Origin of the sequence: Mycobacterium hackensackense (genome assembly GCF_025822555.1) — a bacterium.
Classification (GTDB): Bacteria; Actinomycetota; Actinomycetes; order Mycobacteriales; family Mycobacteriaceae; genus Mycobacterium; species Mycobacterium fluoranthenivorans.
In genome coordinates this window covers 56,456-68,510 of the sequence record NZ_JACKUC010000037.1, presented here as the reverse complement: position 1 = coordinate 68,510, position 12,055 = coordinate 56,456, and the positions used below count along the sequence as shown (strand labels likewise).

Here is a 12,055-nt window from a genome sequence, read left to right as displayed (position 1 = left end):
CGGTTCCTTGTTCCCCTCACGGTACGGCGCATCCGGGATGCCGACCACCACCGGCCGGAAGGCTCTGTCCACGGAGCCGTCCGGCCGGCGTTCTCAGTCCTTCGAAAAGGCGCGGGCCAGTTCCCGTTCGACGTCGCGGTACGGCGTACCCGAGATGTCCACCACCACCTTGGCGATGGTCCCGCCGGTGAAGGCGAACGGCGCCGTGTAGGCGCTGCACACGGTCTGTCCGCTGTTGCGGCCGACCGCGATACCGCCGCCCGAGAGGCCGAAACTACCGGGGTGGCTGCGGATGCCGGTACCGGTCGCCACCACGGTGTCGTCGACGAACAGCGAGACGTCCCCCAGCGGTGTGTGGCTGCCTTCGACGGTGCCGGTGCGCTCATAACGCACCCCGAAGACGTGACTGCCCAGCGGTACCGGCGCCGAGGCCGAGACCCACTGCTGCTCCTCGCCCATGAAGTTGTAGACGTAGTGCAGTCGTCCGTCCTGGACGAACAGCACATGCCCGCCGTGTCCGGCACCGTGTTTGAACAACACGCCCTCAGCGTCAGCGGCATCCACGGTCACCTCGGCCAACACCGAGAAGGACTGTCCGCGCAATTCGGCGGCTGCGCCGGCACCGACCTCGGCGATATCCGGGTAGTAGGTGAAGTTGGTGCGATCGACGGCCAGGGAGGGGCGCCATCTGGCGAGCGTCTCCAAGATGTTCAGATCGCCCAGCGGGAGCCCGTTGTACTTGGCGGCCTCCGCGAACCACAGTGCCTTGAGCTCCTCCAACTTCTCCGGGTTCGCACCGGCGAGGTCATGGCATTGGCTGCGATCGGACTCGATGTGGAACAACTCCCAGCGGTCCTCGTCGAAGTGACCCCAGCCGGCCGGTGACGCCGCGTGCACGGCGTTGGCGAACCACCCGTCATGCCAGATCCCGCGCGTACCCAGCATCGTGTAGAACTGCGTCTGTTTGCCGGTGCGTGCGGTCGGATCATCAAGAGCGGCTTTGAAGCTCACCCCGTCCAGCGGCTTCTGTGCGATACCGCGCACCTCGTCCGGCGGACTGATGCCGAGCAGTTCGTAGACCGTCGGGGTGATGTCGCAGACGTTGACGTAGTTGTCCCGGAACTCACCGTGGGCCTTGATTCCCTTGGGCCAGCTGATGATCGCGGTGTCCGCGATACCGCCTTCATGCGACGCATAGCGCTTGAACAGCTTGTAGGGCGTGTTGAACGCCATCGCCCAGCCGATCGGATAGTGGTTGTAGGTCTCCGGACCACCGAGTTGGTCGTAGAAGCGCATGCTCTCTTCGACGGTGTCGATATAGCCGTTGAAGAACTTGTTCTCGTTGACCGAACCGTTGGGGCCGCCCTCACCGCTGGCCCCGTTGTCGGAGATGACGACGATGATCGTGTTGTCGAGTTGACCGGACTCCTCGAGGTAGTCCAGGACCCGGCCGATCTGAGCGTCGGTGTAGGACAGGAATCCGGCGAACACCTCCGCCATCCGGGCGAACAGTCGCTTCTCCTGGTCGTTGAGCGTCTCCCACGGCCGCACGGTGTCCTGTAGCGGCCACGGCTCACCGCCTGCGCCCTTGACGTCCAGGTAGGGATTGATCGGGGACAGCTCGGTGTCCGGCGGGACGATGCCGAGTTCCTTCTGCTTCTCCAGCACCAGTTCGCGATAGAGCTCGTAGCCCATGTCGAACTTGCCGGCGTACCGGTCCGCCCACTCGGCGAAGACGTGATGGGGTGCATGCCCGGCGCCCGGGCACAGATAGGAGAACCACGGTTTGTCCGGCGCGATCACCTTGGAATCGCGGATGAACTCGATTGCCTTGTCCGCCAAATCCTTCGACAGGTGATAGCCGTCCTCGGGAGTCGCCGGCGGCGCTACCGGGTGGTTGTCGTAGACCAGGTCGGGGTACCACTGGTCGGTCTCGCCGCCCATGAAGCCGTAGAACCGTTCGAAACCGCGGCCCAGTGGCCAGTGTCGTTTGGTGGCGGCGAGGTTGGACTCCTCCAAGGGCGTCAGGTGCCATTTCCCGACGGCGTAGGTGTTGTAACCGCGTTCGGCGAGCACCTCGGACAACAGCGCGGTGTCCAGCGGGATGCGGCCGTTGCAGTTGGGAAAACCGTCGGTGAACTCCTCGACGGTGGCCATCCCGACCGTGGTGGCGTTACGCCCGGTCAGCAGGGAGGCGCGGGTCGGCGAGCACAGGGCCGTGGTGTGGAACTGCGACAGCCGCACCCCCTTCTCCGCGATCCGGCGCATGGCGGGCATTTCCACCAGTCCGCCGAAGCAATCCCAGGTGGCGATGCCGGTGTCGTCCCACACCAGATACAGCACGTTGGGCGCACCCTCGGGTGCCGTCGGCGCCGCATACGGGCCCCAGTCCGGCTCCGAATCCCGGATGTCGACAGCAATCTTCCCTTTGAACTCCGATGCCATGGCAGCCTCTTGCAGTCGTCGGATCCGCCGTTCGCTCGACGGTCGCCCGGAGATTACACCCGCGGAGTAGGGCGCAGCTGAGAAAATTGACGCCGCCATCAATCGGAGGCGTCGAACGCATCGTTCTGGCCTCCGTCAGGCCATCGGATTCACCGGATCGCGCACCCGGTACAGCCGCCAATCCGGTTGGCTGTCGCCGTCGTTGGGAATCTCCAGTTCCAACGTGGCGACATCGGATCCGGTGTCGTACAGCGTCGGGTAACGCTGATTGAGGGCATCGGAGGCCCCTCGCCCGCTGGGCGGAACCGACAGCAGGTATTTGATCCCGTGCGCGGACGGGTCGTTGAGCAACTCGACGAAGTCCGGGTCAGAGGGCACGACGAAAATCCGCGGGTTCTCGGAGGCAACCACGACCGCGAACCCGTACACGGTGTCGGTGATCACCGAACTGTCCGGCAGATCCAGACCATCCAGGTACTTCGCGATGTCACGCTCCGTGGAGAAGGTTGCGACGATGCGCCGCTCGACGGCCTTCTGCGGACTGACCGAGTTGGGGTCCGGGCTCAGCACCGTGCCCAGCGCGTACTCCTGCGGTGCATAGTGCGGGGACATCATCCCCCGGCCGGCGACCGGCACCGCGACCGCAGCCAGCATCGCCACCGCCACATAACCGACCCTCGACCTGTGCGGTGCGGCCGCGGCGGTTGGCGGCGCGTGCCGCCCACGCCGTGTGGGTTCGGCAAGTCTGCCCTCCGGTACCGCGAGCATCGCCAGCGTCGACGCCAACGGGATCGCGGCAATGTAGAAACGCATGAACGGGAAGGTCGCCCCCGTGGCGAAGGTGTAGGTCTGGAATGCGAGCACCGCCCCGTACATCAGTACCGGCACCGCCAGCACTCCGCGATGCGGGAAGTGCCTGCGCGCCACGCCCGCCCACAGTGCGATCGGCAACAAGGTCGGCGCCAGCAGGGTGATGCACACCGCGGCGAACGCCAGACCTCCGGTGAAACTGGTGGCAGCGGCCCCGCCGGACTGTTTCAAGATCGCCGAGTTTCCGTATTGGGAGCTGAACTGACCGAAGGCGTCACCGGTGATCAACCAACTGGTCGCGGCCCAGCCGACGAAGGCCGCGGCTCCCGGCAGGCTGACCAGCAACAGGTCGAGCAGGGCGCGCCGGATGCGGGGTGCCTCCCGCGCGCGCAGGTACGTCGTCGCCCCCACGAGCACGCCGGCGGCCGCCACGGTGCCCACCGCGTCGTAACGAGTCAGATAGGCCAAGCCCAACGCGATACCGCCCGCTGCCACCAGGTGATGCACATCGTCATCGGTCATCCAGAGGATGAGACGGCGGACCGCCCAAGTCAGAAAGAAGACGAAGGGGGCCTCGCTCATCCCGTTGGATCCGTAGAACATGATCATCGGATTGAGGGCGAACAGCGCGGTGATCGTGACGGTATAGGCCCGCGGCAGGCCGCGATCGCTGCCGGTGGCGAAGATCTGTACCACCGCGCCGGCCATGAACACCGCGGACATGACGCTGCCGGCAAACCCTCGCGCCGTCAGATCCGGGAAGAACGGCGACAGCAACATGACCGGGACCTCGAGCATCGCGGTGAGAGGTGTGAAGATGAACCCGATCGCGGCCAGATGCGGATCGCGGCTGTAGAGCACGCTTTCCGAGGCCTGTACGCGGGACAGCGCGTCTCCGAGGATGAACCCGTTATGCACCTGCAGCCAATACCCGACGGCCAGGTACGCCACCAACATCGTCAGGTACGCCAGCCACTTGCACTGCCGGTCCGAGAGCACCCGTGCAGTCACGTCGTCGTGCCCCCACCATCGCCCGGTTTGGCCGAGAGGCCGTGGAACGTCTTCTCCCAGTACGACGGATTGCGGATGATCTGGTACACACCCTTGGCCGCGGCGATACTCATCATCAGCCAGAACGCGGGCACCGTCAGCGCCGCCAGCAACAGGTCCGAGCGATCGTCTTCACGCAACGCGATGAGGTTCATGTAGATCGTCGCCGCATTACCGAACACCAACGCGATCAGGGCCGGGAAGTAGACGACCGGCGGGAACACCGCACCCACGACTTCCGGCTGACCCAAGAACCACAGCACGGTGATGAGCCAGAAGACCAGATTGAGCACGGCGATGATCGGGGTTCCGGCCAGCACCAGGTTGAACCGCAGAAAGCTGCGCGGCCCAAGCACCCGATAGAGCTGTAGTGGATTACGGATGTGCACGAGCCAGGTTTGCAGATAACCCTTGTACCAACGGGATCGCTGTCTGATCCAGTTGATCGGATCCGAGTTCGCCTCTTCCTGCGTTGCCGAATCGATCACCGCGGTGTGATAGCCGGACGCGTCGATACGCAGACCGAGGTCTGCATCCTCGGTGACATTGAACGGGTCCCACGCACCGATCTCGTCGAGGACTTCCCGGCGCAGATGATTGGAGGTTCCCCCGAGGGGAATCGGGGACGTGCTCCGCATCATCCCGGGTAGCAGATAGCCGAACCACAGTCCGTATTCGGCCGTGAACCATCCCGTCAGGATGTTCTGGTGGCCGTTGTGGTACTCCAATTTCGCTTGGACACAGGCGATATCATCCGGCAACGAAGCGAATGCCGCGACGACGCGGCGCAGTTGCAGCGGTTCGGGCAGATCCTCGGCGTCATAGATCGTGACGATGCTGCCGGTTGCGAAACACAGCCCGTAATTGCACGCTTTGGGCTTGGTCCGCGGGTCCGCCGGCGGGACCAGCAGGATCGTGATGACCTCGGATTCACCGCACGCCCGGGCAGCGGCGATGGTGACATCGTCGTCCTCCTCAAGGAGCAGCAGCACCTGCAGCTTGTGCTCCGGGTACTCAATCGCAGACATCGCGCCGATCAGATCGCCGACGACCTCGGGCTCGTTATAGGCCGGCACCAGAATCGTGTAACGCGGAAGGTCTTCGTCGGGCATGGCACGGGCTTGCTCATCGGTGATGGTGATCGGCTTCGACGCCAGACCCTCTCGGAAGATCAGAATCCGGTCGGTCATGGTGAGTACATATCCGAAGGTGCACAGCCCGATCAGCGCCACCGCGGTCTGCATCGGAAGCACGATGGCGAATATCAGCGTCACGCCGACGGCGGTGAGTAGCGTCGGTTTCTGCCAACCCCACACCGCACGCGAGGCCGACTGCATCGGATGTTCGTCGCGTAGACCGTTGATCGCCCGGTCCAGCGCGAACCGTCGATGCTCCTCGGTCAACCCGATGTCGACCGGGAACGGCATCTCCAGCGTCATGGATCCACCCCCAGCGGTTCCAATTCGGCGCGCACCAGCGCGTGCCCGAATTCGGTGAGCAGATCGTCGTCCTTGATGTTCGGATCGTCGTCGGCGGTGGCGGAATTCCCGCGGAACAACACCGTGAACATCGAGTTCAGCGTCGGGACCAGACCGCCTGTCGGCTGCGGGAACGGTGCCCAGTCCTCGTGGTTGTCCACCGCGATGGCCAGGACCCGGCGGCCCACGGTCCCGTCGGTCCATGTCCACTGCAGGCCGTCCCAACTCACCAGGATCTTGTCGTCGACGACCGAGAACAGATCGGCCCTGGTGCCGTACCCGAGATCTACCGGACGAATGCCGCTGAGCCGGATACCGTTGATCCGGTACATCATTCGGGTGGGATAGACATTCAACGAGAACGGCCGAAGCGTGGTGAGGCTGTCGACCATCACGGTGCGCGGCCGGGAGAACTTGTCGTAGTGCGGGTTCCCTCGATCGGCGACCATCTTCTGTCTGGTGAGCACCGCGCCGCGGCCGTAGTACCGGGTGACCCAGGTATAGCGCTGGCTCTCCAAGATCCGCCAGCCCGGCGGCGCCTTCATCGGCGCCGAGAAATCCATCTTGTCGACCCGCGCCGCAGGGGCGAGACCGATCTCTGGCAATCGGACCAGGGACAGCAGGACCGCGATAACGAGTACCAACGGCACGGCCGACCAGATCTGGCGGGCGGCAAGAGGTTCCAGTTTGCGGTCGAGTACCCGCTTCGGTTCTCCACGCCGAGCGGCCAGGAACATCAACGAGCCCACCACACAGATGGACGTGAGCGCGGGAACGTACTGATACTGCCTCAGACTTGCATTGGGCAGGAAGATCGCCATGAAACCCAGCAACAGCAGACCGACCAGCCAAGCCAGATTGGAGCCCACCATCGCACGACTGACGCGTCGCCCGACAGCCGTCGCGGTGGCCGTCGCGGCGATCACCATCGTCCCCACGCCGGCGGCAACCCGATTGCCGCCCAACACGATCACGGTCAGGTAGTACGGGAGCGGGAACACCATGAACAGCACCAGCCACGCCCAGCCGAACCGGATGATGGGCCGCAAACCGAACATCGCGACACTCGCGCTGACGACGAACAGCCACATCGCCACCAGATCCAGCCGTAGGAGGTGGAAGTACAGCCCGTAGCGCTGGAGCAGGACGCCGTGTACCAGCAGCGCCATCACCAGACCCATCGTCGCGACGATGATGTCTGTCTGACGATCGTGGATGGGCAGCTCGGTGCGGTGTCGCCGTGCGATCCCGACGGCCGCCAGCGCCGCCGCGATCGGGACGATCCACACGTATCCGCCGAAACCGCCGCCGACGGTTGTCGCCCACGCACTCGCGATGGTGCGGTGGAATGCCGCGACCGTCAGGATCGCGATGAACCCCCACCGCAGGATCATCCGCGTCACCGGATGCAGGTTCTCCACCGAGCGATTCCGGAGGGTCCATCTGGGCCGTTCGGAGGTGTCGCCGGCCGCGGTCATCTCAGCCGTCCTTGATGCGGCGCCGCTCCCGGATCCGCAACCAGACCGTCAACGCCAACACGATGACCAGCATCGACCCACCGATCCACCACCACACGGCCCCGGAGGACGTGTTGGTCGACGCGGACTCAGTCGTCCGCTGTGGGGCAGTCACCGTGACCGGAGGGCGACCTGCGATCGACACCAGGGCGACGCCGTCGACGATGGACCACCGGCGCTCGTCGGCACCCAACCACGTCAACAGCTCGTCGAGTTGAGCGGGTGCCCCATTTGACGTCGCCACCAGCACCGAACGGCGACCGTCGAAAATCACCTGCAGCGAGGCGAATTTGAGCGCAGGCTCCAGTGTCAGCGTCGTCGCCTTGCCGCCGTCGTCGTACACGTCCACGGTCATCTGGACGGCGTCCGGCGCCGAGACGGGCAACGTGACCGAAGAATCGGTCCACCCCTGTGGGGAAATCAGTACCGCGGGATTCGAGGATGCGACGGCCTCTGCGAGCGGTACCACCGAGGTGTCGATCGGCAGTGCGCTCAGCCGCTGCAAGCCAGTCATGATCTGCACCGCCCGCACAGTATCGGCGAACCGATCGTCGCCGATCCCGATCACCACGCGCGGCATCAACGCCTGCGGCAGTGACTGGAATCCGACCGGCACGGGCGGCTGCGCCGGTTCGCTGCGCACCGCGCTCTCCCCGTCGATGGTCAGCGTGATGGGCTGGAACTCCCCGCACCGGCCGGTGTTGCCGGAAATACTCACCTGCACGGCCAGTGTCGTATAGCGCCGCAACAGCCGGTCGGGAATGTCCACCCAACGGTCGATCGCGCCACTGGCGTCGGCAGGCCACCTGGCGATCGTCTCTCCGCCGATGGTGGCGACCAGTTGCCCACCGATGCTGTTCGGAAGCGGTGTGTAGGACCCCTGCAGATGCACTCTGATGTTGTGGGCCGCCCGTCCCAGTCGAGTCTGGTCCAGCGCGATCCCGACCTGCGGGTTGAGTGCGACGGCGTTCACGCCCGGCTGACCCAGCTTACGGATCGTCGTCTCGTTTCCTGGCAGCTGCGGAGCGGAATTCAGGGGTCCGACAACGGCTTTCGATGACAGTGCATACTTCGAGAGACCGCTGGTGAGCAGTCTTGCCTGATTCGTGAGCTCGGCGGCGGAGCCCGTGACGAGCAACGCGGGCATTCCGCCACCGGGATACAGCGACACGCCTGCATCGGGCCCCTCGGCGACCACGATGTGGCGCTCGAGCGGGCTTGCCGAACCGGGTGGCTGCGCGGCCGGCGCAGGCAGTGGCGCCACTTCCACCGTCGGGTTCTGCTTTCCATAGTGTGAGGTGATCGCGGTGGCCAATTGCACGACGGCATTCGCTTCGGTTTGCGACGGCCGCCGGCCGGTATAGATCACCAGTTTCCGCAGGATCGGCGGCAGGAAGTCCGCCACCACGTCCGGAACCTGCTCCTGCCCGGCGTAACTCAGCGAGACGTCGGTCAGTCGTAACGGATTGGTGGGATCGAGGCAGTACCCGTCGAGCGGCAGCAGGTAGCTGCGCACCAACAGCGATATCGCGTTGTCGACCACCTGCACCCCGACCAGGGGTATGACGACGGGCCCACGCTGCGCCGGTATAGCGGCCTGAGTGATCACCCGGTTGTCCTGGCTGACCGTGATCGTCGCACTGCGCACGTTCACCGGCAATTGCGCCGTGAGGTTCAACGTCGACGGCACCATCCCGGCCGGAACCGGGACCGTGAGGGTCGCGGTGCCCACTTGGCCGTACAGCAACAGATCGGGATCAAGACCCAGGGCGGCCAGGGCGAGCGTGGGCGAATCAGCCAACCACGGCTGATCCGGAGCTGCGTGTGCCACCTGCACACCCGGCACCATCAGCGTCGCCACGACGACAATCAGTACCGCGATTACCGACCGCAATCTCTCGACCATCAGGGCAAACCATATTCGCTACGCCTGCAGGTAGTAGACGAGTGGCGAAATTGTTATCCGCCGATTTCCGCCATCGCGGGAAAGCCACACGCCAAAAAACATTTCGGCGAATTGTCGAGATAGTCAAAGCAATAGGCAGATCAATTACCCGATCTGACGGAAAGATCGCTCGGCACGCATTCTCATCGGCAGGCCGAGCTCCCCCACCTACCGCAGACACCGCTGAAGCACCCGCCCCCACCTACGCAAAAACCCCCGCCATCAGGCGGGGGTTTTCACTCATGCGGTCTTACTTGGCGCGCTCGAGCACCTCGACCAGCCGCCACCGCTTGGTGGCCGACAACGGTCGGGTCTCCATCAGCGAGACGCGGTCGCCGACACCGGCTACGCCGTTCTCGTCGTGCGCCTTGACCTTCGTGGTGGTCCGGATGATCTTGCCGTAGAGCGGGTGGCTCTTGCGAGATTCCAGCTCGACCACGATGGTCTTCTGCATCTTGTCGCTGACCACGTAACCGATGGCCGTCTTGCGACGGCCACGCGTCGTCTCGGTGGCCGGCGTGTGGTTGGGGCCTGCTTCTTTCGCAGTCTTCTCTGCCATTTTACGAATCCTCACCAACGGGTCCGGAGGCCAGACCCAATTCACGTTCACGCAGCACGGTGTAGACCCGTGCGATCTCCTGGCGGACGACCCGCAGCCGCCGGTTGTTGGCGAGCTGTCCGGTCGCCATCTGGAAGCGCAGGTTGAACAGCTCTTCCTTCGACTCGCGCACACGAGTGGTGAGCTCTTCGTCGGTCAGCTCACGCAGTTCGCCGGGCGAAATTCCCACTGCCATCAGAACTGCTCCTCTCGTGTCACGATGCGTGCCTTGATCGGCAGCTTGTGGATTGCGCGGGTGAGCGCTTCCTTGGCGATCTTCTCGTCCGGGAAGCTGATCTCGAACAGCACGCGGCCGGGCTTGACGTTGGCCACCCACCACTCCGGCGAACCCTTACCCGAACCCATGCGGGTTTCGGCGGGCTTCTTGGTCAGCGGGCGGTCCGGGAAGATGTTGATCCACACCTTGCCGCCACGCTTGATGTGCCGGTTGATGGCGATACGAGCGGACTCGATCTGCCGGTTGGTGATGTAGGCGTGCTCCAGTGCCTGGATGCCATAGTCGCCGAAGCTGACCGAGGTGCCGCCGCTGGCGATGCCACGCTGCTCCGGGTGGTGCTGCTTGCGGTGCTTGACCCTGCGGGGAATCAACATGATTAGTTCTCCGTGCTCTCGGCGGTTGCCTCGACAGCAGCGTCAGCGGTCGGCGCGGCTGTGTCGTCACCGCTCGCGGCGCGTCCGGCGTCGGTGCTCGTCGCCGTAGTACCCGATGCACCGCTGCGGCGCGGACGAGTACCCGACGGACGATCCCGGCGCGGACGGTCTGCGGCGGGCGCGGCGGCGGTCAGCTCACGCTTGCCGCCGACGATGTCACCCTTGTAGATCCAGACCTTCACACCGATGCGGCCGAAGGTGGTCTTCGCCTCGTAGAGGCCGTAGTCGATATCCGCGCGCAGCGTGTGCAGCGGGACGCGACCTTCGCGGTAGAACTCCGAGCGGCTCATCTCAGCACCGCCGAGGCGGCCCGAGCACTGCACCCGGATGCCCTTGACGTTGGGCTGCCGCATCGCCGACTGGATCGCCTTGCGCATCGCGCGGCGGAACGCCACCCGGTTGCTCAGCTGCTCGGCGACACCCTGGGCAACCAGCTGTGCCACCGACTCGGGGTTCTTCACCTCGAGGATGTTCAGCTGCACCTGCTTCTTGGTGAGCTTCTCCAGGTCGGTGCGGATGCGGTCGGCCTCCGTGCCGCGGCGGCCGATCACGATGCCGGGACGCGCGGTGTGGATGTCAACGCGGACCCGGTCCCGGGTGCGTTCGATCTCCACGTCGGCGATGCCGGCGCGCTCGAGGCCGGTGGCCAGCAGACGACGGATCGCGACGTCTTCCTTCACGTAATCCGAGTACTGCTTGTCGGCGTACCACCGGGACTTCCAATCGGTGGTGATGCCGAGGCGGAAGCCGTGCGGATTGATCTTCTGGCCCACTACTCCGAGCCCTCCTTCGCTTCTGCGGAAGCCTTGGTTTTGGTCGAAGCGGCCTTGCTGCCCTGGGCGCGACGGCTGCGCGCTGACGACGCAGCGGCACCCTTCTGCTTGGGCGGACGGCTCTCCACGATCACGGTGATGTGGCTGGTGCGCTTACGGATCCGGAACGCACGCCCCTGGGCGCGCGGACGGATGCGCTTGGCGGTCGGGCCACCGTCGGCGTGAATGGTGGCGACCACCAGGGTCGCCGGGTCCAGCCCGCTGTTGTTCTGCGCATTGGCGGCCGCACTGGCGATCACCTTGGCGACCGTCTCGCTGGCCTCCTGGGGAGCCCAGCGCAGGATGTCGAGCGCCTCGGCCACGGACTTGCCGCGAACCAGGTCGATGACCCGGCGTGCCTTGGTCGGCGACATGTGCACGAAACGTGCCACCGCCGTCGCGGACGGATATTCCGTGCCTGTTTTCAACGGAGTACTCATTACCGGCGCTTCGCCTTCCGGTCATCCTTGATGTGACCCTTGAACGTACGGGTGGGCGCAAACTCGCCCAGCTTGTGCCCGACCATCGCCTCGGTGACGAACACCGGCACGTGCTTGCGACCGTCGTGGACGGCGAAGGTGTGACCGATGAAGTCCGGGATGATGGTGGACCGGCGCGACCAGGTCTTGATGACCTGCTTGGTGTTCTTCTCGTTCTGGACGTCGACCTTCTTGAGCAGATGGTCGTCGACGAACGGGCCCTTCTTCAGGCTGCGTGGCATCGCTGGC

General features: G+C 64.9%; 10 protein-coding genes and 1 pseudogene. All 11 read right to left on the bottom strand.

The genetic code is table 11. The annotated features are described in order from the left end of the window. Positions 1 to 93: 93 nt before the first annotated feature. The 11 genes and pseudogenes from H7J86_RS28205 to rpsS all read right to left on the bottom strand — a co-directional run bounded on the left by H7J86_RS28205 (position 94) and on the right by rpsS (position 12,048). Positions 94 to 2,445, bottom strand: a complete 2,352-nt coding sequence (locus tag H7J86_RS28205; protein ID WP_187098312.1) for an arylsulfatase — start codon at positions 2,443 to 2,445, stop codon at positions 94 to 96. Positions 2,446 to 2,580: 135 nt separating this feature from the next. After that, positions 2,581 to 4,212: an ArnT family glycosyltransferase gene (locus tag H7J86_RS28200; RefSeq protein WP_170847355.1), complete on the bottom strand. Its 1,632-nt coding sequence runs from the start codon at positions 4,210 to 4,212 to the stop codon at positions 2,581 to 2,583. A gap of 50 nt (positions 4,213 to 4,262) precedes the next feature. Continuing rightward, on the bottom strand, positions 4,263 to 5,744 hold the full coding sequence (locus H7J86_RS28195) for a glycosyltransferase (protein ID WP_267294980.1): 1,482 nt from the start codon (positions 5,742 to 5,744) through the stop codon (positions 4,263 to 4,265). Continuing rightward, entirely contained in the window at positions 5,741 to 7,261 is a 1,521-nt protein-coding gene (locus H7J86_RS28190; protein WP_090359878.1) for a hypothetical protein, read from the bottom strand. Before H7J86_RS28190 ends, H7J86_RS28195 begins: the two co-directional genes overlap by 4 nt. Before the next feature lies 1 nt (position 7,262). Next, entirely contained in the window at positions 7,263 to 9,206 is a 1,944-nt protein-coding gene (locus H7J86_RS28185) for a hypothetical protein (RefSeq protein ID WP_267294978.1), read from the bottom strand. 289 nt (positions 9,207 to 9,495) lie between these two features. Then, positions 9,496 to 9,804, bottom strand: a complete 309-nt coding sequence (rpsQ, locus tag H7J86_RS28180) for a 30S ribosomal protein S17 (protein WP_090359880.1) — start codon at positions 9,802 to 9,804, stop codon at positions 9,496 to 9,498. Position 9,805: 1 nt separating this feature from the next. Next, complete coding sequence (gene rpmC / locus H7J86_RS28175; RefSeq protein WP_090359883.1) at positions 9,806 to 10,039, bottom strand: 50S ribosomal protein L29; 234 nt, start codon at positions 10,037 to 10,039, stop codon at positions 9,806 to 9,808. Next, positions 10,039 to 10,455: a 50S ribosomal protein L16 gene (gene rplP, locus H7J86_RS28170; RefSeq protein WP_090359885.1), complete on the bottom strand. Its 417-nt coding sequence runs from the start codon at positions 10,453 to 10,455 to the stop codon at positions 10,039 to 10,041. The genes rpmC and rplP overlap by 1 nt, the downstream gene beginning before the upstream one ends. A gap of 2 nt (positions 10,456 to 10,457) precedes the next feature. Next, positions 10,458 to 11,288: a 30S ribosomal protein S3 gene (gene rpsC, locus H7J86_RS28165; RefSeq protein WP_090359888.1), complete on the bottom strand. Its 831-nt coding sequence runs from the start codon at positions 11,286 to 11,288 to the stop codon at positions 10,458 to 10,460. A gap of 5 nt (positions 11,289 to 11,293) precedes the next feature. Continuing rightward, positions 11,294 to 11,767 (bottom strand): annotated as a pseudogene (rplV, locus tag H7J86_RS28160) (50S ribosomal protein L22); the annotation flags it as partial. Beyond that, positions 11,767 to 12,048, bottom strand: coding sequence for a 30S ribosomal protein S19 (gene rpsS, locus H7J86_RS28155; protein WP_010908582.1), 282 nt, complete (start codon positions 12,046 to 12,048; stop codon positions 11,767 to 11,769). The pseudogene rplV and the gene rpsS, both read right to left, overlap by 1 nt. Positions 12,049 to 12,055: the final 7 nt, after the last annotated feature.